This window comes from Bizionia argentinensis JUB59 (genome assembly GCF_000224335.1).
Taxonomy (GTDB): Bacteria; Bacteroidota; Bacteroidia; order Flavobacteriales; family Flavobacteriaceae; genus Algorimicrobium; species Algorimicrobium argentinense.
Window position 1 is genome coordinate 1 of the sequence record NZ_AFXZ01000042.1, and the last position, 22,763, is coordinate 22,763.

Here is a 22,763-nt window from a genome sequence, read left to right on the forward strand (position 1 = left end):
GCATAAAAGAGTAACCTTAATACCTAGTTCTCTTGCTCGTTCTGATAAGTTTTTCCTGTTCTTACTTAATTCTACAGATTGTCGTTTAAAAGCTTCATCATATTTCTTTCGCTCTTGTTTCATAAGTTAAATATAAGTCTTTATGCTTAACTTGTACTGCCCACTAAATTAGTATATCCAGGCTTTAGTAATACTTAAAGTCATGAGTAAAATTTATTATGAAAAAGTATTTAACAACAATATTTCTCTTAACTACTCTTAATATTTACACTCAAGAGGTCAGGCAATTTATGGTATTAAATGTTTTAGATTCTTTGCCTATTGAAAATGCTTATATATCAGTTGATAGCAGATTAGAAGCTATTTCTGATGTAAATGGGTCTTTTAATATTTATGGAAAGTATAAAAATATCCAAATTACTCATTTATCATTTAGGGCTAAAATGTTTTCTTACAGAGTCCTAATCGATAATTTCGTAATATATCTTGAAGAAGATATTAATATATTAGATGAGGTTGTAATAACTAACAAAAAAAGGATAAAAATACTATTACCTAGTGATGATTACAGATTTAGTAGAAAGAAAAGTTATATTGTCAATAAAAACTCTGTATACTCAACCTATATACCAAATGATATAAATAAACGCTCTATTATTAATAGTATAATTATAGAGGTTGGGGATGAAATGGATGTATCAAAAAAGTATGCCATTCCTTTTAGAGTTAATCTATATACTATAAATAAAAGCACTAAACTACCTGATAAAAAAATATTAACTGAAAGCATTTTAGCTTCTCAAAATAAAAACAGAAAAGCTAGTTTCGTTCATATTGATATTAGTGATTTTGATATAGAGTTTCCTAAAGAGGGAGTTTTTGTTGCTGTTGAAAGTTTAAATTTGTTTGAGCTTGAAAATTTCAATATTTTAAGTGGTCAATCTCCATCATTTAAAGCAATAATAAATAAAAAGACGAGTAAATATATAACTTATGATAGAATATATTCCTGGGATAGATTATCTAGAATAAAAGATACTATTTTTAAAGATTGGATAGATAAAACTGTACCAACACCAAGATTTATTTTCAATTTTGGTATTGAAATTAAGTACTAAAATCTGAAATAATCAACAATAATCAACAAGTATTATTAAATACCGTATCAAGCCTATTTTCCTGACAGAATTATTATTAGCTGTATAGCAACTTGCTGTTTATCGAATAATTATAATTTTACCGTATTGCTAACATATAGATTATTAAATTTATAGTCTTGATAAACAGGCTTATGAGTAAGGTTTATAATGTTTCAATTCTTGATTATCACCCGATAATCATCACAGCCTGCATTCAAATTACAAATTTATATTTTACTGAAGAGCTTTCTGGTAACTTTAATGAAGTAGCTAAAGGTATACAAAATTTAGAAAAACTATATACTTAAATAACAGAACCTGAATTAAAAGGCTCTGTATTTTATTTAATAATATTCTCTCGCGAGGAGTAGACACAAACTGTGAGTGTCTTAAAATGTTCACATTAAATTAATTATAAATTTTATATTATGAGAAATTCATTAAATTTTGGAACCCCTTTAAATAAAGAGGCACAAAAATCAATTGTTGGAGGCAAACTCCTGGAAGGTAATTTTAGTCTTAGATGCAATAGTGGTGTATGGATTACTAGTTGTCCAGATAATAGTTCGACTACTGGATCGCAAGCATGTAGGAACCAAGGAGGATATTCCGGTTCCTGGTTTCAATTTGGAAACTAATAAATTTATTTTTTTTACTGATTTTTTGGGTGTTAGAAATGGCACCCATCTTTGCTTTTTATTTATATTTTAAAGTCTAACTAAATGAGAATAATAAATTTGCTTTTTGGAATATTATTATTATTATTCAATTGCAAACAAAAAACCGAACACACCAATGTTAAAATTAAAACTCCAGACTCTATTAATAGCCCAAAAAGGGAAGTTAAGTCTGTTTATATTTCGGGAGAAACGGATGATCCAAAGGCATTTAAATATGTAAACATTATAGATTATTCTAATTTTAACGGTGATAAACCGCATGGACTACATGTAGATCATAAGGATAACATTATTGGAATTTCTTTAGATTCAGTTGAAAATCCAAAAATAATGGAAATGATGTTGTTTGGAAATAAATTTCACAAGCCTAAAGTCTTTGTGACACCAGGAGACAGTATTAATTTGGTGATAAAAAACGAGAAATTAATATTCAATGGATTAAATGCTGACCATTATAATTTCTATCAAGAACTGGATAGTTTAGATAATCAATGGAGTTTGATTGGATATAAAGGTAGTTTTAAGGATTATAAGAGAAAAAGTACCGAGCTCTTTCAAAAAAGAAATAATTTTTTTGAAAGATATATCAAAAGTCATAAGGTTTCAAAGCAATTTATTAATCAGGTTAGAGCTGAAATTAAATTCGAATATCTTTACAATCTAATAGCTCCGCGCTCTATAAATAGCGATTTGCCAAATGCCTACATTAATAATTTGGAGGGATTAATTACTGAATTTGAAAATCAGAGTGAAAATCTTGAAGAAAATTTTCTGATTTTAAAAGATTATTTCGGGGATGTTGAGATCAATGACTTTAAAAGAGTAGATTTAATAAATAACGATTACTTTAAACGTAGTCTAACATTATACATTCGACACTATTTTACACAACAAGAATATGTGTATTATAATCAGGTAAACTTTGATACGGAATTAAATTATATTAATAATAATTTAGAAGGTAAAATCGCACGATTTGCTAGAGCTAAAGTTTATCTCGATTATTTTCAGAAAGGTTTTGGACAAGATAAAATTACAAATTTACATTTCATAACGGAAATTGAAAAATATTTAAATCAGAAATCAGAGCCATCTTATACCGCTGCGGTTAAGGAAATAGAAGAAGAATTAAAATTATATAATTTTAAAATGCCCGATGAAATTTTACAAGAAAAATTACTTACGATTCAAGGTGATACCATTCAATTTAAGTCTTTACTTCAAAGTAGTGAACGTTCGAAATTTATTGTGTTTTGGATAAAAGAAGACAAATTGTATAAAAACTGTGAACGCTGCGTTGGAGATATTTTAAAGACGAGAAATCTGCAATTGCAGATGGATAATGATAATACGGAATGGATTTATATTTCTTTGACGGAAACGGAACAATGGCATAAAGATATGATTATGCTTAAAGATGTTATGAGTGGGTTGTCAAATTATAAAATTTTAGGCAAAAAATCGGAATCAGAAATGCTCAAATATTTTAAATTTATAATTAGAGATAACCATATGATTGAACTTCCTCGTCATATAATCTTGGATGAAAACAACAATGTTATATTTAATGCTGTTCCTAAAGCTTTTGACATGGACTCTTTTAAAAGTCTTCTGGAAAAAGGGAAGATTGAAAGGGAATAATATTTTATACTAATTGTAAATAAATTTTCTACATTGCAAATAATCCAATGCAAAAGTTTGTAGCCCAAAGTGTTTGAAATTTATTCACCAACATTAAAAAAACAATAAGTATCCAGGAACTTTTTGCGTTAAATGAAGCTACACGAGCAGAATTTATACTGTTAGGTTTAAGCGAAGTATTGAGTTGATTAGGTTAAGTAGTTTAGGTATTGAAGTAGATTTAGAAAATCTTAACGAAGCTTTTTTGGATGTATTCTATACTGGAATAAAAATCATTATGTGTTCTTTACTAAGTAGAAAGAACTGCATCTTCTGTTTTCCCGAAGGTACCAGCCTATAAAAAGTCACCAATTTTTTGCGTATCCAATCTAGCTCACGGTTTATTAAAATATAAAGAAATTAATATTTGAAATTATGGATTGGTTAAAGTGGGAATAACACTACAGGACAAGGTGTTGCGCTACTTTTAGAACCCAATCCAAAGTTTTATAACAGTAATTTTGATAAAAAATAACAGACTTTAGGGTTCTCTTTTCTATTTAAATACAAGCGCTTTTTTATGACAATTAATTAGAAGTATAATTTCAGCCAGTTTACTACAACTATTTTTACTGTTTTAATCTAAAGCGTTGTAGATGTTTAGATTAAAAGCCAAGATGTGAATTTGATTATCTAATATTATATGCCCAGTTAGGGTTGATTGTAGAAAGAATTAAGATTAATAGAACTTTTTTATCAGTGTAAAATAATCTTGAATAGATGACAGTTAATTAAACTTAATACCAACGACGTGTAAATAAACCGAGTAACGTACCAAAATCTAATGTCACAATAAATCTTATTTTCTCGGCATATTGAGGTTGCGCCACTTCCCATCCTAGATTGGAATACACCGGAAAATACAACTCAAAATAATCGTCCACAAGGCTCACGCGAACACCGGTATCATAAACAACTTTAGCACTTTCTTCGTGATTTTTTACTAAACCAATATCACCATAAGCCATAATGTATTTCCAGATGGTCATGCTACCGTTTACTGTGGTAATCCAATGGTTGGCAAAGCTCGGCTCTAATTGCGATTTAAAACCGCCTTCAGCAATAATTAACTGCTGACTAAATAAACCATCACTTTCAGAGCGACCGTAATAGTTATAATCAAATAAATAATCGGTTGGTCTGTCTAGCGCAAAACTGAAATAATCGGAATCTCTGTAGGTTTTATTATACAAAAATGCGCCAGCAAAGAAGCGTAAATTGTATTGACGGTTATTTTTAGATAGCTTTCTGTATTCGTAATTCAAGGCAACTTTTCCAAACTTTTTAGATAGCTGAACATCGGCAAACCAGGAAGAATAATTCACTAAATCTTTATTTATATGATTATATCGCAAGTTAAAAACGCCATAATCTGGCTGGTTAGTTTCAGAGGTTAACAACGCATTTGGATCAGAATCCCGATTAATATCAATATATCGTAAATGGATATAGTGCCTTTCGTTTGAGCGTAAATTGTTTTTATCGCGAAATGACAATCTAACGGCAGGAGTAAATTTTGTTACAAACAAATTATCAGAATAACTTTGATAACTAGCGCCAAGTCCATAGGTAACGCTAAATAAATCTGAAGTATCATCAATATATTTTCTATAATTAAGTGAAATAGATCCTGTAAGCGATTCAGACTTTAAACCATATTGAGGTGCTATTTTATAATAAAACGGTTTGCTTAAAACGGTTTTATTATAAGCTTTTATACCCAACACAATACCATCATAAATATTATTAAACTCTATAATAGGCATCAGAAATACTTGGTTGTAATCGGGATCTTCTATATCCTTAATTAAACGAAGCTGAAGAGGTCTATTAAAAAGTGATTTTGTTAATGTTTTGGTATTATTACGCACATTGAATTCTGGTACGATTTGATCGTGATTTAATACCACTCTGGTCGTTTCTGTATCTGGAATCGTAACGGTTAGAGAATCGGTTATGCTCTCTATCCAAATTTTAGAAGTGATGGTTTTATCGGTAAAAGAGAACAGAGAAATAGGCACATTGATATTACTATTGTTTTTAATAGTTACCCGAATGGAATCATTTTCACGAACGACTTTACTAATGGTATAATCAATGTATTTTTTTGTTTTTAAGAAGTCAGAGAAAAACCAATCTAAATTTTTATCCGTTTTTGTTGTTATAAAACGTTCAAAATTTTCAGTATTAGCCTCTTTGTTTCTAAAGATATTTAAAAAGTCTAAAAGCGTAGATTCTACCAAATCATTTCCTAAATAATCGTTTAAATATTTTAATCCAACACCGGATTTGTATTTATTGGCAATATTTTCATTGAATTTTAAAAGCGAATCTTTAGACATATTTATAGGCTGATCGATGTTTTGTCGTGCCATATGCATGTATAAAAAACCGTATTGCGCATTAAAATCAAGTTGCGTGGTGTGAAAAGATTTTAATCCCCAAATATTAGAAAAGCTGCCAGTAAGTTTCATTTTGGGATAAAATTCATCTACATATTTCATTAAATAGTAGGTTTGAATACCGTCTAAAAGCCATTGATCTGTTCTTGGGTTTATAAGAAGAACATTCTCTAAATAATTACGAAGACCTGTTTTTAATATTTTAAACTCATATTGGAAATGATCTGGAAATGGCCTAATAAAACTAGGCAATAAGTTTAAACCATAGATAGGACTTTTACGATAATCAATATCGGTGATTAGTAGCCTTTTATGAGGGTATTTACCTAGATTAGTATTTAAAAACCGGGCTATATTATCCGTAATCATTGCTTTACCAATAGGGTTTATGTCTTCATCGTCTACATTAGAACTAATGGTAAAGTAATCCGTTTCAATTTCGCGATATTCCGATTGTTTTGTTAACATTAATTTAGAATTAAGGCGGTTTTCACCTGATAAAACAACGATTTTATGGTCATTAATCTGATTATAATCAATTTGATTTAATTCCGATGTGATATGATAGTTTAAAGGACATTCAATTTCCAGTCTTATATTAGATGCTGGTATAAACATATCGTCCAAATCCTTGTTGCTACTGTATTGCCAAGCGCCATTATAAACTGCCGGCGTGATGTACCAATAACGTAAATTATAGTCGCCGGTTGATGTTACACCATAACGTGTGAATTTATCATGTGGAACTTGAACAATATAATTTAAGTGAATAGTGTAGGAGTCATTTGGTAATAATGGCGATTCTAATTCCACTTTTACCACGTCTATATTATTTTTTACACGATCAAAATTCAGTTCAGTTGAATTTTGATGAATGGAAGTAATAACTGAATATCCGCGATCTTCGCTTTTAGCAAAATGAAATTCGGTTTTAAATTCTTCGGAGAAACGCTTTGCTAAAGGTGTGCTTTTTGTAGAAAAACTATTGCTCCAGTCGTTTAAAAATATGGTTTTAATTGTATCGTTACTTGTATTGTAGTAGGTAATATCTTGAGAGATATCTATTTGGTTTTTGTCCACGTTAAAAGTCGCTTTCACGTTTATAGCGTTTTGGCTACAAACAACACTGCTAAAAGCAAAAAGGATGAAACTTAATAGATGCTGTATTCTCAATGTATTTTTAAACTTTAATGGTTCAACTGGGTGTTTTGGAGTTTATAAAAAGGTTTTATACTATGTATACGAAATTGTTATAACTGCAGTTTTTTATTGATAGCTTTTATAATGAAAAGATAAACTTTCTATTTATTTACTAACGTTCTTTTGATAAGGAATTTACATTTTTTTTATTCAAAATAAAGGATTCCAATAATTTCTATTAAAGGAACCCTTTTGTTATTTAATTGAAAGCAATAGAAAATCGTTTTCACTTAATGTCAATAAGTGTAAATGGATTCTATATCTAGAAATTAGGGCTTAAATTTGAGTTTTTATAGAAGCTGTCTAGAATTGGAATTACTTCATCTGCTGTATCAACAAGGTGAATTAAATCTAAATCGTTAGCACTAATATTTTCAAAACCATCTAATAAAGTTGTTCTAATCCAATCTATTAGGCCAGACCAAAATTCGGTTCCTACTAAAATAATAGGGAATTTCTCAATTTTATTAGTTTGAATTAAGGTAATAGCTTCAAATAACTCATCCAAGGTTCCAAAACCACCAGGCATAACAACAAATCCTTGAGAGTACTTAACAAACATAACTTTTCGTACAAAGAAATAATCGAAATCCAAACTTTTGTCGGAATCGATATACGGGTTATCATGTTGCTCAAAAGGTAAATCAATATTTAGCCCAACGGATGTTCCTCCAGCAATATGTGCGCCTTTATTTCCGGCTTCCATAATACCCGGTCCGCCACCAGTAATAACGCCGTAACCGTGCTCTACAATTTTGGAGGCTATTTCTTCTGCTAACTTATAATTTTTATGATCTGGCTTGGTACGTGCAGAACCAAATATGGAAACGCAAGGGCCAATTTTACTTAATTTCTCGTAACCATTAACAAATTCGCCCATGATTTTAAAAATGGCCCAAGAATCGTTAGTTTTTACTTCATTCCAACGTTTGTGGTGTTGTTCTTTTCTCATATTTTATATAAATGTTTTATGTTATGTTTTGCAATCTGAAGGGAATATTAATCCAGAAACAAATTTAAGAGAATTAAATACATTTTGCACGCTTTATGTAAATGAATTCCCTTTTCCGAATTGATGTTTTCTTTCTAAAACTATTTTTTAAAGGTCACAAAAAAAAGACAAACCAAAATGATTTGCCTTTCATTAAATATTTTAATTTTTAAACTATTTCAAAGGACCTCGGCCTGAAATAAGATTGTACAATATTACAATTACGGCGATAACTAATAAAATGTGGATTAAGTTGTTTGTTTCCATACCGGGAACAACGCCTAAAAATCCTAATAGCCATATTACTATACAAATAACGGCGACTAGCCAAAGTAAGCTTCTCATATTTTTGGTTTTTAAGGGTTATGGTACTAATCTACTAAATATTTATGAATAGTATATTATTTTAACTCTTTTTTTAAGAATTGAGCCGTGTAGCTCTTTTTGTTTTTAATTATTTCTTCAGGAGTCCCTTTGGCTATAATTTGGCCGCCACCTTTACCGCCTTCATAACCTACATCAATTATATAGTCTACTGTTTTGATAACATCTAAATTGTGTTCAATAATTAATACCGTATTCCCTTTATTAACTAATTCGTTTAAAACCTCCATCAGAACTCGAATGTCTTCAAAATGTAAACCTGTGGTAGGTTCATCCAGAATATAAAACGTATTTCCAGTATCACGTTTGCTTAATTCTGTAGCTAGTTTAATTCGTTGGGCTTCACCACCAGATAGCGTCGTACTTTGCTGACCAAGCGTTATATAACCTAAACCAACATCCTGAATTGTTTTTACTTTTCTATAAATTTTAGGAATGTGTTCAAAAAAGTTAACCGCTTCATTAATGGTCATATTCAGCACATCACTAATAGATTTTCCTTTATAACGAATTTCTAAAGTTTCACGGTTAAAGCGTTTTCCTTGACAGGTTTCACACTCCACATAAACGTCTGGAAGGAAATTCATTTCTATAACGCGTAAACCTCCACCTTGGCAAGTTTCGCATCGACCACCTTTTACGTTAAAACTAAAACGTCCTGGCTTATATCCGCGAATCATAGCTTCTGGAATTTTAGCAAAAAGACTTCTAACTTCACTAAAAAGGCCGGTATAAGTTGCAGGATTACTTCGCGGCGTTCTGCCAATTGGCGATTGGTTAACATCAATTACTTTATCAAGATGCTCCAAACCTTTAATGCTCTTATAAGGCATAGGTTTTTTTACGCCATTAAAATAATAAGCATTCATAATCGGGTAGAGCGTTTCGTTAATTAACGTCGATTTTCCACTACCAGAAACACCGGTTACGCCAATCATTTTCCCTAATGGAATATCTATAGATACATTTTTTAAATTATTACCTGTACACCCTTTAAGAGATAAGATTTTACCATTGCCTTCACGTCGTTTTTCAGGAACTTCAATTTCCTTTTTACCGTTTAAATAATCGGCAGTAAGTGTGTTGTGCGTTTTAAGTTCGGCAGGTGTACCAATGCTGATGATTTCTCCACCGTATTTTCCTGCTTTTGGACCTATATCAATAACATAATCGGCGCTTTCTATCATATCCTTATCGTGTTCTACCACAATAATAGAGTTCCCAATATCACGTAAAGCCACCAATGATTTAATTAGTTTTTCGTTATCCCGTTGGTGCAGACCAATGCTCGGTTCATCTAAAATATATAAAACACCTACTAATTGTGAACCAATTTGGGTTGCCAAACGTATCCGCTGTGCTTCACCACCAGAAAGAGATTTTGATCCTCTATTTAAGGATAAATAATTCAATCCAACATCTAATAAAAACTGCGTTCGTGTTGAAATTTCTTTAACGATTTCTTCAGAAATTTTAAGTTGCTTTTTCGAAAGGTGGTTGGGTAAATCTTTAAACCAAACTGATAAATCGACAATATCCTTATTGGCTAATTCGGCTATATTTAAATTGTTGACCTTAAAATAAAGGGACTCTTTACGCAAGCGAGCACCGTTACAAGTGCTACACATTACTTTATCCATATAATCTTTAGCCCAACGTTTTAAAGAGGCAGTTTCGGCTGTATTATACTGGTTTTCTATAAAATTAGCGACACCTTCAAAATCAATTTTATAGTTTCTTGTAACGCCTAATGTTTTATTTTCGATTTCAAACTTTTCATTACCGCCGTATAAAATCATTTGCTTAGCAGCATCCGGTATACTCTTGTAAGCATCATTTAATGAGAAATTATAGCGCTGGGCTATTGTTTCAAATTGTTTAAAAATCCAGGAGTTTTTCTGCGGACCATGCGGTGCTAATGCACCCGCTTTTATGGATATAGAGTCGTCTGGGATTATTTTCTTCTCATTCACTTTATATAAGGTGCCAATGCCGTTACAAGTGGGACAGGCGCCTTTTGGTGAGTTGAATGAAAAATTATTAGGTTCTGGATTGGGGTAGGAGATGCCCGAACTAGGACACATTAAATTTCGACTAAAATAACGTGCTTCCTGTGTGTCTTGATCGATAACCATCAGCACATCTTCACCATGATACATGGCCGTATTGATGGTTTCACTTAAACGTTTATCATTATCTGCGCTTGAATCAATTTTAAGACGATCAATAACAATTTCAATATCGTGATTTTTATAACGATCCAGTTTCATCCCTTTTACAATATCGCGGATTTCGCCATCGGTACGGACTTTTACAAAACCTTGTTTGCCTATTTGTTCAAATAATTCACGATAATGTCCTTTTCTGGAACGAACAACAGGCGCCAAAATATTAATACGTTTGCCATTAAAAGTTTCGGTAATGAGGTCTTTAATTTGCTCGTCATTATAACTAACCATTTGTTCACCCGTATTATAACTGTAAGCATCACTGGCACGTGCGAATAATAAACGTAAAAAATCATAAATTTCGGTGATGGTTCCAACAGTAGATCTTGGCGATTTACTTGTTGTTTTTTGCTCGATTGCAATAACTGGCGAAAGTCCATCAATTTTATCAACATCTGGACGTTCTAATCCGCCTAAAAACTGACGTGCATAAGCCGAAAATGTTTCAATATAGCGACGTTGTCCTTCAGCATAAATGGTATCAAAAGCCAATGAAGATTTACCGCTACCAGACAATCCTGTAATAACGACCAGTTTATCTCGAGGAATGGAAACGTCTATGTTTTTTAGATTGTGAACGCGGGCGCCTTGAACCTCAATTGTATTTTCAAATTTACTCATAGCATAGCAATTTGGTCCGATTTACAGACCAATTTGCAAAGGTACAGATTATGCCATTAAAAATAAAGTAGTTGATATTTAGAGTTTTGTTAAATAAAAGAAGAAGACTTCGTGTTTAATTACTCTTTATATTCCTTAGCCCATAAAATTAAACTGTCTGGCGTAGGATCTAATCGTAGTTTTTCTATGATATTAGTTCTGTGTTTTTGTATAGTTCTTGGGGAAACACATAACATGTCGCTAATTTCGTTAGAGGTTTTACCAGTAGCAATTAACTCTACAATTTTACGTTCAGAAGGTGTCAATAAAGCGAATTTTTTTAGTTCGTTTTCAACGTTTGTTTCAAAATTATCGGAAAAAGAACGACTGAAATGTATACCATTTGCCATAACGGTAGCTATACATTTTTTTATTTCCTCCATACTATCTTCTTTCAATAGGTAACCATGAACTCCTAGTTTTTTTGCTTGCGCTACAAAGTTTTTTTGCTTGTGATAGGTCATTACAACAAATCGTGTCTGTAAATCTTTGTTTTCTTTACATGCCGTCATCACTTCAAATCCCGTTAAAAAGGGCATTTCAATGTCTAAAAGTGCAATTTGAGGTTTTAAATTTTTAATCGTTTCAACAGCTTCTTTGCCGTTTACTGCTGTGCCGATAATAGAGTAACCTGCTTGTTCTAGTTCTTGCTTTAAACCTTTAAGCATAATAGGATGATCTTCGGCAATAACTATAGTAATGTTGGTTTTAGCCATGATGATTTTAATAAAAGATGTTGATTTCGTAGTGAAAATACGACTTTATTGCACAGATTTATAAATTTCAATAATTAAATATAAAACGTTTAGCTGGCTTCAATTGGTAGTTTTATAATAATTTGTGTGCCTTTGCCTATGCTAGATTCTACTTCTAATTGAGCTTTAATTATTTTGCAGCGCTCCATAAGAGATTTCATACCTAAACTTTTGGAAGTCGTCAAGGCCTTGGAGTAGTCAAAGCCTTTCCCATTATCTTTGATGGTCATAACAATGTTATTTGAAACCTTTTCAATGCTTATAAAAATGGCTTTCGCTTCGGCGTGTTTTAAGGTGTTACTTAATGCTTCTTGGGCAACTCTATAAAGGTGTAAAGCCTTATCTTTATTTATATGATTGTCCGTATTTTCAATTTCTGCAGAGAAGAATACATCGGTACTTTCATCTAATTCATTTACTAAATCTTCTATGGCGGCTGTAAAGCCTAAACGTTCCAAAGCGGCAGGGTATAAGCCTTGAGAAATAGAACGTAAATTAGCTAGAGTGTCATTAGCCAAATTACCGTAATCTTCATTGTCAATCGTTTTTAACTTCCGCGTTAGTAGCATGAGTTGTTGCCCAACAGAGTCATGTAATTCAAAAGCTAAACGGGTGCGTTCTTGTTCTTGGGCGTTAATAATATTTTGTGTAAACTCCTCCTGTAGTACTTGTTTCTTTTTTGCATAATTACGCGAGCGAACAACGGTTACAAATCCGAAGACAGAAAATAATCCTAAACCGCCAAACAATAACCATTGATTTTTGACTTTATTTTTAGTGGCTAATAAAGCAATATTACTATTTTGATTTTGAATGGTTAAATCCCGTTTTTCAGTTTCATATAGTGTTTGATAGTAAGCTAAAACCCGTGTATTTATGCTGCTTCCAATCGAGTCTTTGATTTTTGTGTAATTCTTATAATGTAAAAAAGCTTTGTCGTTATCACCAATTTGCTCGTATACTTCCGATAAAAAAAGCGCTGCTTCTTGAATTTCTTCATATTGATCACCTTTAGTTTTTAACGTATGATTTTCCATTCCATATCGAAGCGCGTTTGGATAATCCTTTACAGAAAATGCAAATCTCATTTTAGCATTTAAATAAAAAGGTTTATTAAAACCTGTGATATTTTTTTCGGTTAGTTCAAGTTCTTTAATTAAATCTTCGGCTTGTTTTAAGCTGTCGTTTTCAGCTAAAGCAGCCGCTAAACCTGATTTAAGAAGTGACTCATAATCGGTTTTATTTTCTGCTTTATCATTTAGAGCTACGGCATATTTTAAATTTTTAATACGATTTTTTTGATTGTTAACTTTATTGTCATCCGCAGCATTATTATAATAAATTAGGTGTAAGTTTGGATATGATGGTATGTGTTTGGCGATTTCTATTAGCTCATCTCTTTCTTTTTTAGCTTCTTCAAAAAAACCATTTTTACTATATAGTATGGAAATAGAGCTTTTGGTATATAACCAGTATAACGTGTCATTTTTAGCTTGAAACATTTTTGATGCTTCTTGAAGCGTCATAGATGCGTCTCCAAAATTGCCGGTATTTACATATGCTATGCCTTTTGCAAATTTCGATATCTCCATGTATTTAGATTGATATTTTTCGGCATAAACATAAGCACTATCGAAAAGTCTAATCGCTTCATCAAAATTCCGTGAATCGGAGTAAACATAAGCAGCTTCAATATAAAAATCATCTATAATATTCGGCTTTGTTATCTCTGACAAGATCGGATAGGTACCTTTAATTATCTTTTTAGCTTCCTTGTAATCATTAGTACCGTAGTTGAGGTAATTTATAAAATTGACAGTATGTTTTACAGCCATATCAATGGAGTCTAATGCTTGAGCATAGCTTATGGTTTCACGAAAAATAGAATCTGCATTGAAAGTTGAATCGTAGCGAATTTCTTTAGCCAAGCTATCTAAAAACTGTAAACGATCAATACCGGAGGCGTGTTTGTTATTAAGTTCTTTAAGGGTCTTATTTTGTTCTAAATCTTTGTCTTGAGCAATTGAGATAATCGGGACAAATAGTAAAAGGATTAATAAATATAATCTCATGGTGGTTTTGGTTTGGGTAAAACTATATCTTTTAAAGTATAAATGAAGCACTTGGAAGTTATATAAATAAATTATTTTTACGATCTCCAATCTGGCCCTGTGATAATTGTAATGTTTTTAACACGTTTCTTCTAATGAATTGAAGTGGATTTGAACGAAAAATATAAATTAAAAAAAACCTAAAATATTATGCACTTTAAGTTAGTTAGCAGTTTAACCGTATTTAATGTGATGTTAAAAAAGGAAGAACAGTAAACTGTTGATCAATATTCAGCTCGAAATGATATAATTTAACGTCAGTGAGCGTGATTTTGAGACACGAGAAGTAGTATTGAGAATAGCTTTAAGTTACCGCTGTAAATTCATGCAGCAAAACTTACTTCGTTCCAATAATGCCATCCATTTTAATGCCTAAAAATAGCATTTCATGAAATATTGGAAGCATGGCACCACTGTCAGTAGTCGTCCAGTCATTCCAAGATGCTTCCAGTCCGCCAATAGGCAGAATATCGACCCACATTCTAAATTTTACGGGCTTATTATCGGTATCTACTATCCATAAATACGAATCGCCAGGTGTGCTGCCGCCGCTTTTGTAGGTAACTAATAAAGCGTCTTCATTGTTTTCTAAAGTAACCAAACGTCTTTCCGTTCCAGGATCAAATATTTTATATGGTGCTACTAACCAAAAGGAATCATTATTAAAATAATCTTGAGCGGTTTTAATAAGTTCGTCTGCTTTGCTGCCTGTAACAAGAACTTTATTGGCGTAAGCCGAGCTTAACTGCGGATTATCTAAATTCAAATCTACTTTAAATTTCTTCCAATGAACGGCACAGGTGTTTTTAGCTTTTTCCCATTTGTAATGGTGCCTGTTTTTAAAAGTCCACTCGATATAATTTGTTTCTAAATACGCTTCATAATCTATAGCTTCCAGCATGTTTTGTGCGAGAAGATCGGCTTGAGGGCCTTCGATTCCAGTAGGTAGATCTTCGTTGTATTTGAAATATATAAATCCGAAAAAAATGAGACTCGGCAACGTAAAAAAGATAATAACGCCAGCAATTATTTTCAGTATTTTTTTAGCTTTCATAAGGTATTAGTTTAAACGCAATGTAATATGTTTGGCAAAAACGGTAGCCGCTTTCAGTTCATTTCTAAACCATAATTCAGGCTCAATAAGTTCTAATTCGGCAAGTGCTATTAGACCCTCATTATCCGTAAAGATATCAACTCTGGCGTAAATAGGTAATTCGGTGCAAGCTTTTACGGCTTTAATAGCAAAGTCTATTTCAGCTTCTGTGGGTGTGTAAATATGAACGCTTCCACCAAAATCATCTTGAACTCGGAAATCACCCGACTTGGCTTTTTTCAAAACAGCGTGGCTATATTCTCCATTAAAAACCATCAAAGATAATTCTCCTTCACTTACAATGTTGTGTTGAAAAGGTTGCAGCATCAATGCTTCTTCCTTTATCAATTCTGAAAAAATTGCTTCGTGCGCGGTTAAATTATCAGCGTTTAATTTGTAAGTATGTCGCCCACCACCCGAAACACAAGGTTTTAAAACGGTTTCCTGCCAGTTTAATTGTTTATGCAATTCGGACAAATTGGTTTCTGTACCGGGTTCTATAAAATGGGATTCAGTAATATGAATACCTTTTTTCTTTAAATCCAGAAGATAATGCTTGTCAATATTCCAGCGGATTATATATTCAGAATTTAGCAATAACGTTTCTTTTGAAACAGCTTTCAGCCATTTTGAAAATTCATGAAATCGATTAAAATAGTCCCAAGTAGTTCTAAATAAAACGGCTTTTGTACTGTTCCAATTAAATTCTGAATCATCCCAAGCTAAACGTATGACGTTTAAGCCTTCTGCTTTAAGCGCATTTTGGACGAGCAAATCTTCATAAAAAACGTTATGTTTATAAGCGTTGGTGTCAGAATCTTCCAAATAACGTGCATCCGTGAGTATAACAACGTCGTAAATTTTCATATTGAGAAATTTTAAAATCCAACAGCGGTATCATCGCCACGTTTGTCAGCGCCACCTTCCAAACTTCCATCTTCTAAAACTAAAATAGCATCTACTTTACCAATAACGGGAGCGTTTTCTTCATTTAAATGATATCCTTTGGCTTGTAAATCAGATTTCAAAGTGCCTGTAAAAACTTGTGGTTCTATACGAATTTCATCTGGTAACCATTGGTGATGGAATCGTGGAGCGTCAACAGCGTCCTGCATGGACATACCAAATTCATGTACATTTAATATGGTTTGTAAAACAGACGTAATAATGGTGGATCCTCCTGGTGTTCCCAGACTCATTAATAGCTTTCCATTTTTCTCCACAATAGTTGGTGTCATAGAACTTAACATACGTTTTTCGGGAAGAATGCTATTCGCTTCAGCACCAACTAAACCGTAAACATTTGGTACGCCTGGTTTACTGCTAAAATCGTCCATTTCGTTATTTAAGAAAAACCCTAATTCATTAGAATATAATTTCGAGCCAAAACCGCTATTTAAAGTCGTTGTTGCAGCAATAGCATTTCCATATTGATCGACGATAGAGTAGTGCGTCGTTTCATCACTTTCTATTATTTGAACTTTTCCGTGTGATACATCTGCTGATTTCGTGGCGTTTTCAAAGCTAAAACTTTCCATTCTTTTCGATAAATAGTCGGTATTTATTAGTTTTTCGTTCGGAACTGTTACAAAATCAGGATCGCCTAAATAGAAACTTCTATCGGCATAAGCACGACGCTCTGCTTCCGTAATTACTTGAATAGCTTTTAGACTATTATGTCCGTATTCCGAAAGATTGTATGGCTCAATCATTTTCATCATTTGTGCTAAAGCAATACCACCACTTGAGGGTGGAGACATGGAAATTATTTTTAAATCATCATAGGTAAACGTAACTGGTTCGCGCCATTTTGCTTCATAGCGTGCTAAATCTTCCACCGTAATAACACCGCCTTGCGATTGAATAAAAGTCGCTAATATTTTAGCTGTTTTGCCTTTATAAAACTCATCACGACCATTTTTCATAATCGCTTTTAAGGTGTTAGCTAATGCTGGGTATTTAATAGTATCGTTTTCTTTCCATTCGCCATCTAAAACAGTACCGTTAGCATTTACAGCTTCAATTTGTGGTTTAAAATAAGCAATACTTGCTGCCTGTTTTTTAGTGACAATTACGCCGCGTTCTGCTAACTCAATAACAGGTTGGATAATAGCTTCAATTGGTAGAATACCAAACTTTTTATGCGCTTCAAAAACACCAGCAATAGTTCCTGGAACCCCAACAGCCATAGCGCCAGTGGTGCTTTTACCAGGAATAACCTGACCTAAACTATCTAGATACATATCTTTAGTGGCTGCCATAGGTGCTTTTTCACGATAATCTAACGCGCCAATTTCACCGTCGTGCATACGATATACCATAAAACCACCACCGCCAATATTTCCGGCATATGGGAATGCAACAGCCAAAGCTAATTCTGTAGCAGCCATAGCATCAAAGGCATTTCCACCTTTAGCTAAAATATCGCTACCAATTTTAGAGGCCTCCTCACGTGCCGAAACCACCATGGCTTTTTGGGTAATTAAACCTTGTTTTTTAGTTATTTGAGATATTTCAGGACTTTTTTTACAAGAATAAAAAACAGCAATTAATAAGAGTGGTAAAAAACGATTCATCATTATATTTAAGTAATTGTATTAGTAATAGTTTTTAGTTTTTCAGCAGCGAAAACGCGTAGATCTTCAAAGAAAAGCGTGAATTCAGCTTCAAATTCGTCATAATACTCTACCAATTCTCGAGTGGCTTCGTTCATTTTCGATTTATTTTTTGTACGCTGATTCATACCGTCCAAAACACGTTGAATACCATCGATTTCTGCATAAATCACTAATAAATTATTAGCAATCATGTAGGGTAAAATTCTTCGGGTTCTTGGGGGCAATATCTCATAATTTACTTCTAACAAATCATAGAAATTTTGTGCGTATTCTTCTAAAGGCACCTTGGAATATTTTGTCCAATTCTTCGCCAGGAAATGATCGTATAGAATATCGACAATCACACCACTATAATGGCTATAATTTTCATGAAGCTTTTTAGTGCTTTTTCGTACCACAGGATGCGCATCTGTAAAGGTGTCAATTTCGCGATGTAATAAAATGCCTATTTGAATTTCTTTAGGGTACTCCTTGTATTGTTTGCCCCGTATGCCATCGGCTATAAAGTTCCCAATGGTGACATTTGGAAGGTTATTGGAAAGATAAATGTGGGCTAGGAAGTTCATAATTCGAAATTACAAATTCATACTTAAGAAAACACATATAAAACTTATATTTGTTGAAATTAAAATACTTTTTATGACACTTATAAAATCTATATCAGGAATCAGAGGAACTATTGGCGGTACAGTTGGGGACAACTTAACACCTATTGATGCTGTGAAATTTGCATCGGCTTATGGAACTTGGTTAAAAGCGCAGTATAAAAAAGATGATTACCGCGTTGTGGTTGGTCGTGATGCTCGTATTTCTGGTGAAATGATACAGAATTTAGTGATGAACACATTGGTTGGTTTAGGTATTCATGTAATTGATTTAGGTCTTTCTACAACACCAACCGTTGAAATAGCTGTACCATTGGAACATGCTGATGGTGGCATTATTTTAACAGCAAGTCACAATCCAAAAGAATGGAACGCATTAAAGCTACTAAATAATAAAGGTGAATTTTTAAATGGCGTTGAAGGTGCTAAAATTTTAGCCATAGCAGAAAGTGATTCTATGCACTTTGCGGATGTAGATAGCTTGGGAAAAATCACTGTAAATGATGCGTATATTGATATGCATATTGATGCCGTTTTAGATTTAAAACTGGTGAATAAATCGGCTATCGAAAAAGCTAATTTTAAAGTAGTTGTGGATGGTGTTAACTCCACAGGCGGAATTGCTATTCCATTATTATTAGAACGATTAGGTGTTGAGCCTATAAAATTATACTGCGATCCTACTGGTCATTTTCCACATAACCCAGAACCGTTAAAAGAACATTTAACTGATTTATCGGAAGCTGTTGTTAAAGAACGCGCTGATTTTGGAATTGTTGTCGATCCAGATGTTGATCGTTTGGCTTTTATGGATGAAAAAGGGGAGATGTTTGGCGAAGAATATACACTTGTTGCTTGCGCAGATTATGTTTTGAGTAAAACGCCAGGAAATACAGTAAGTAATATGAGTTCTACACGAGCTTTACGCGATATAACCGAAAAACATGGCGGAACTTATGAAGCTAGTGCAGTTGGTGAAGTGAATGTTGTGGAGTTGATGAAAAAGAATAATGCCATTATTGGTGGTGAAGGAAATGGCGGTATTATTTATCCAGAATCGCATTACGGTCGTGATGCTTTAGTGGGTGTGGCTTTATTTTTAAGCTTATTAGCGGAAAAGAAAATGTCAGTGAGTGAATTGCGCGCTAGTTATCCGAGTTATTTTATGAGTAAGAAGAAAATAGCTCTAACGCCACAATTGGATGTGGATGCTATTTTAAAAGCTATGGAAGCAAAATATAGCAACGAACGTGTAACCACGGTTGATGGTGTTAAAATAGATTTTAACGATAGTTGGGTACATTTACGTAAATCTAATACAGAACCTATTATTCGCGTGTATACTGAAGCACCAAGCCAAGAAGCGGCCGATGCTTTGGCGAAGAAAGTCATTGCAGAAATTGAAGCTGTGGCTAATAATTAGTACCTTTGCAACTTAATTAATACGCATGATTACAACAAAAACATCTCCAGAGGTTCAAACGGATTTAGAAACTTATTTTGGTCAGTTTAGAAAGCACATTATTGGTGTGGATCAAACGTTTGAATCGCCATACGGTTCCCAAAAAATTATTTATACGGATTGGACGGCTTCGGGCCGTTTATACCGCCCAATTGAAGAAACCATAACCAATGTTTTTGGACCTTATGTGGCCAATACGCATACCGAAACTACGGTTTCAGGTACGGCCATGACAAAAGCGTACCATAAAGCCAAGAAGATTATTAAAACGCATGTGAATGCTAGCGATGATGATGTATTGATTGTATCTGGTAATGGTATGACTGGTGTGGTTAATAAATTTCAACGTATTCTAGGATTAAAAGTCCCTGAAAATTTACGCGAATTTACTAATGTACCTGATGAGATGTGTCCGGTGGTTTTTATCACGCATATGGAGCATCACTCGAACCAAACAACGTGGTTGGAAACGATTGCAAAAGTAGTTGTTATTCCGCCTGACGAAGATGGTTTATTTAGTTTAGAAAATTTAGAGAAGTTATTAGTTGAATATAAAGAATGTACCATAAAAATAGCTTCGGTTGTTGGTGGTTCTAATGTTACGGGTATTGAAAACCCTCACCATGATATTGCGCAGATGATGCATAAGCATGGCGGACTTTGCTTTGTCGATTTTGCTTGCTCGGCACCCTATGTGGATATTGATATGCATCCCGAGGATGAAACCAAAGCTTTGGATGCGGTATTCTTTTCGCCTCATAAATTTATTGGCGGCCCAGGAACATCTGGCGTGCTAGTTTTTAATAATAAGCTTTATAAAAATATTGTTCCTGATTGTCCAGGTGGCGGCACCGTAAGTTGGACAAACCCTTGGGGCGAGCATAAATATATTGATAATATTGAAGACCGTGAAGATGGTGGAACACCAGGTTTTTTACAAACAATAAAAACGGCGCTCGCTATTAAGTTGAAAGAGCAAATGGGTGTGAAGAATATGCTTGATCGTGAGCATGAAATTCTAAAAGTGGTATTTAAAGAGTTAGGAGATTTAGATAATTTACACATTCTTGCCGGTCAACATGAAGACCGTTTGGGCGTGGTTTCTTTCTATATTGATAATTTACATTTTAATTTAGGTGTCAAGTTGCTGAATGATAAATTTGGTGTGCAAACACGTGGAGGTTGTAGTTGTGCTGGTACTTATGGGCATTTTTTACTACATGTGGATCAGAAAACGTCTAATGAGCTAACTCAAGAAATATCTTTAGGTGAACTAACACGCAAACCCGGTTGGATTCGTATGTCTATTCATCCAACAACTACTAATGCTGAAATTCAGTTTGTATGTGATAGTATTAAAGATTTAGCTCAAAACCATGTAGCTTGGTCGAATGATTATGAATATAACAAATTGAATAATGAGTTTGTCCATAAGTCTTTGTTGCATGCGGAAGAAGATGAAATGGATACTATGGTTTCTAGCTGGTTTGAACTAGCCTAGGATAAGTAGAAGTTTATAGATATAACAGGCGAAAAACTAATAGGTATGAAAAATAACGTATCGAACCTTAAATTGGCATTAGAGCAATACGCCAGTGAATCTAATTTAACGGAATTAGAAGTTGTTGAGAAACTGAAAGATTATTATTTCAATAAAAAAGTTACTGACAATTTAAAGCTCTATAAAAAAGGACAGAAAAAAGTCAGTGAAATTACTAAAAACTTGAAAATATCATCTCGGAAGTTTTATGCTATTTTAGATAAGAAGAAAATAGAATATACGAAATACAATAAGTCGTAACGTGTTAATTTATTGTTTGCTGTTATAATCGGTAGGCACTTTATCACGATGTTTCCAGCGCTTATGTGTCCATAAATAGAATTCTGGCGCTTCGTTAATTTGATCTTCCACGAGTTTTAGGAATATATCAGTAATCTCATAATCTTTATAATCCTGTGGATGATAGGCAATGGTTTTAAAAGTCGTTTCATAAAAACCACGTTTTAACTTTTTAACGCCAAAAAACACCACGGACATATCTAGTTTTTTGGCTAACATTTCCGCACCAGTATGCACGGGAACAGTTATACCCATAAATTCGTTCCAATGAAACGCTTTTTCAGCTTTAGGCGATTGGTCAGACACAAAGCCGCACATAGCGATTTCACCATTATTTTTAGCCCGTTTTAAAACTGAAATACTCTCTTTGGTGGTAATAAGGTGGCTGTTGTATTTAGCACGAATACGTTTTACCAATCGGTCAAAGTACTTATTGGCAAGACGTTTGTAAATGGCATATCCCTTTACACTCATATAAGTTTGAAGGATAAAAATCCACTCCCAACTTCCATAATGTGCGCACATTAAAGCAACACTTCTGTTTTCTTTTTCAAGTTGTTGAATGAGCTCGACATTCGAAAACGTAAAGCGTTTTCTCATTTGTGCTTCCGTTATGGTCATAGACTTGATGGATTCTAAAACCATATCACATAAATGGTGGTAAAATTTCTTACGGATGCTATTTAATTCCTCATTAGATTTGTTAGGAAAAGCTAACTTCAAATTCTCCTTAACTACATTTTTTCTGTAACCTATAACATGGTAGAGTATAACGTATAAACCATCGGAAACTGAATACAATAATCGGAACGGTAAAATGGAAACCAACCACAAAATGGGATAAATGAGAATATAGGCAAGGAATTGCATGAATTAATTTTAGATTTGCAGATACAAATATATGTTATATTCTAT

16 protein-coding genes are annotated in these 22,763 nt (G+C 33.2%); 5 read left to right on the forward strand and 11 right to left on the reverse strand.

Annotation, left to right across the window (positions count from 1 at the left end):
* Positions 1-218 precede the first annotated feature (218 nt).
* Together BZARG_RS11155 and BZARG_RS11165 are read left to right on the forward strand one after the other, a co-directional pair.
* A complete protein-coding gene (locus BZARG_RS11155; RefSeq protein ID WP_008638479.1) occupies positions 219-1,118 on the forward strand; it encodes a hypothetical protein in 900 nt (299 codons plus the stop codon).
* Positions 1,119-1,861: 743 nt separating this feature from the next.
* On the forward strand, positions 1,862-3,460 hold the full coding sequence (locus tag BZARG_RS11165; protein ID WP_008638457.1) for a hypothetical protein: 1,599 nt from the start codon (positions 1,862-1,864) through the stop codon (positions 3,458-3,460).
* A gap of 776 nt (positions 3,461-4,236) precedes the next feature.
* Here BZARG_RS11165 and BZARG_RS11170 read toward each other — a convergent pair.
* The 10 genes from BZARG_RS11170 to BZARG_RS11210 all read right to left on the reverse strand — a co-directional run bounded on the left by BZARG_RS11170 (position 4,237) and on the right by BZARG_RS11210 (position 18,507).
* On the reverse strand, positions 4,237-6,999 hold the full coding sequence (locus tag BZARG_RS11170) for a gluzincin family metallopeptidase (RefSeq protein ID WP_237702594.1): 2,763 nt from the start codon (positions 6,997-6,999) through the stop codon (positions 4,237-4,239).
* 364 nt (positions 7,000-7,363) lie between these two features.
* Complete coding sequence (locus BZARG_RS11175) at positions 7,364-8,053, reverse strand: LOG family protein (RefSeq protein WP_008638440.1); 690 nt, start codon at positions 8,051-8,053, stop codon at positions 7,364-7,366.
* Positions 8,054-8,266: 213 nt separating this feature from the next.
* Complete coding sequence (locus tag BZARG_RS15670) at positions 8,267-8,437, reverse strand: lmo0937 family membrane protein (RefSeq protein ID WP_008638467.1); 171 nt, start codon at positions 8,435-8,437, stop codon at positions 8,267-8,269.
* 56 nt (positions 8,438-8,493) lie between these two features.
* Complete coding sequence (uvrA, locus tag BZARG_RS11180) at positions 8,494-11,325, reverse strand: excinuclease ABC subunit UvrA (RefSeq protein WP_008638445.1); 2,832 nt, start codon at positions 11,323-11,325, stop codon at positions 8,494-8,496.
* A 119-nt stretch (positions 11,326-11,444) separates the two neighbouring features.
* On the reverse strand, positions 11,445-12,080 hold the full coding sequence (locus BZARG_RS11185; RefSeq protein WP_008638474.1) for a response regulator transcription factor: 636 nt from the start codon (positions 12,078-12,080) through the stop codon (positions 11,445-11,447).
* Between the two features lie 89 nt (positions 12,081-12,169).
* On the reverse strand, positions 12,170-14,191 hold the full coding sequence (locus tag BZARG_RS11190; RefSeq protein WP_008638469.1) for a tetratricopeptide repeat-containing sensor histidine kinase: 2,022 nt from the start codon (positions 14,189-14,191) through the stop codon (positions 12,170-12,172).
* Between the two features lie 376 nt (positions 14,192-14,567).
* Positions 14,568-15,284: a hypothetical protein gene (locus tag BZARG_RS11195; RefSeq protein ID WP_008638475.1), complete on the reverse strand. Its 717-nt coding sequence runs from the start codon at positions 15,282-15,284 to the stop codon at positions 14,568-14,570.
* Between the two features lie 6 nt (positions 15,285-15,290).
* On the reverse strand, positions 15,291-16,190 hold the full coding sequence (locus BZARG_RS11200; protein ID WP_008638454.1) for an ATP-grasp domain-containing protein: 900 nt from the start codon (positions 16,188-16,190) through the stop codon (positions 15,291-15,293).
* A gap of 11 nt (positions 16,191-16,201) precedes the next feature.
* Positions 16,202-17,902, reverse strand: a complete 1,701-nt coding sequence (gene ggt, locus BZARG_RS11205) for a gamma-glutamyltransferase (protein ID WP_008638463.1) — start codon at positions 17,900-17,902, stop codon at positions 16,202-16,204.
* A 5-nt stretch (positions 17,903-17,907) separates the two neighbouring features.
* The gene (locus BZARG_RS11210; protein WP_008638460.1) at positions 17,908-18,507 is read right to left on the reverse strand and encodes an acyl carrier protein phosphodiesterase; all 600 of its coding nucleotides are present in this window, start codon (positions 18,505-18,507) and stop codon (positions 17,908-17,910) included.
* 73 nt (positions 18,508-18,580) lie between these two features.
* On the opposite strand from BZARG_RS11210, the gene glmM reads away from it, so the two are divergent.
* The 3 genes from glmM to BZARG_RS11225 are packed head-to-tail and all read left to right on the forward strand — an operon-like array spanning position 18,581 to position 21,809.
* Entirely contained in the window at positions 18,581-19,969 is a 1,389-nt protein-coding gene (gene glmM / locus BZARG_RS11215; RefSeq protein ID WP_008638444.1) for a phosphoglucosamine mutase, read from the forward strand.
* Between the two features lie 25 nt (positions 19,970-19,994).
* The gene (locus BZARG_RS11220) at positions 19,995-21,509 is read left to right on the forward strand and encodes an aminotransferase class V-fold PLP-dependent enzyme (protein WP_008638477.1); all 1,515 of its coding nucleotides are present in this window, start codon (positions 19,995-19,997) and stop codon (positions 21,507-21,509) included.
* Positions 21,510-21,554: 45 nt separating this feature from the next.
* Positions 21,555-21,809, forward strand: a complete 255-nt coding sequence (locus BZARG_RS11225; protein ID WP_008638480.1) for a hypothetical protein — start codon at positions 21,555-21,557, stop codon at positions 21,807-21,809.
* A gap of 9 nt (positions 21,810-21,818) precedes the next feature.
* On the opposite strand, the gene BZARG_RS11230 is transcribed toward BZARG_RS11225, so the two are convergent.
* Complete coding sequence (locus BZARG_RS11230; RefSeq protein WP_008638473.1) at positions 21,819-22,718, reverse strand: lysophospholipid acyltransferase family protein; 900 nt, start codon at positions 22,716-22,718, stop codon at positions 21,819-21,821.
* Positions 22,719-22,763 lie beyond the last annotated feature (45 nt).

Bases quoted from the DNA above. Each gene is read 5' to 3' on its own strand.
- BZARG_RS11210 (WP_008638460.1), bottom strand. From the start codon at position 18,507: ATGAACTTCCTAGCCCACATTTATCTTTCCAATAACCTTCCAAATGTC.
- BZARG_RS11225 (WP_008638480.1), top strand. From the start codon at position 21,555: ATGAAAAATAACGTATCGAACCTTAAATTGGCATTAGAGCAATACGCC.
- BZARG_RS11165 (WP_008638457.1), top strand. From the start codon at position 1,862: ATGAGAATAATAAATTTGCTTTTTGGAATATTATTATTATTATTCAAT.
- BZARG_RS11220 (WP_008638477.1), top strand. From the start codon at position 19,995: ATGATTACAACAAAAACATCTCCAGAGGTTCAAACGGATTTAGAAACT.
- uvrA (WP_008638445.1), bottom strand. From the start codon at position 11,325: ATGAGTAAATTTGAAAATACAATTGAGGTTCAAGGCGCCCGCGTTCAC.
- ggt (WP_008638463.1), bottom strand. From the start codon at position 17,902: ATGATGAATCGTTTTTTACCACTCTTATTAATTGCTGTTTTTTATTCT.
- BZARG_RS11175 (WP_008638440.1), bottom strand. From the start codon at position 8,053: ATGAGAAAAGAACAACACCACAAACGTTGGAATGAAGTAAAAACTAAC.
- BZARG_RS11185 (WP_008638474.1), bottom strand. From the start codon at position 12,080: ATGGCTAAAACCAACATTACTATAGTTATTGCCGAAGATCATCCTATT.
- glmM (WP_008638444.1), top strand. From the start codon at position 18,581: ATGACACTTATAAAATCTATATCAGGAATCAGAGGAACTATTGGCGGT.
- BZARG_RS11230 (WP_008638473.1), bottom strand. From the start codon at position 22,718: ATGCAATTCCTTGCCTATATTCTCATTTATCCCATTTTGTGGTTGGTT.
- BZARG_RS15670 (WP_008638467.1), bottom strand. From the start codon at position 8,437: ATGAGAAGCTTACTTTGGCTAGTCGCCGTTATTTGTATAGTAATATGG.
- BZARG_RS11190 (WP_008638469.1), bottom strand. From the start codon at position 14,191: ATGAGATTATATTTATTAATCCTTTTACTATTTGTCCCGATTATCTCA.
- BZARG_RS11155 (WP_008638479.1), top strand. From the start codon at position 219: ATGAAAAAGTATTTAACAACAATATTTCTCTTAACTACTCTTAATATT.
- BZARG_RS11200 (WP_008638454.1), bottom strand. From the start codon at position 16,190: ATGAAAATTTACGACGTTGTTATACTCACGGATGCACGTTATTTGGAA.
- BZARG_RS11195 (WP_008638475.1), bottom strand. From the start codon at position 15,284: ATGAAAGCTAAAAAAATACTGAAAATAATTGCTGGCGTTATTATCTTT.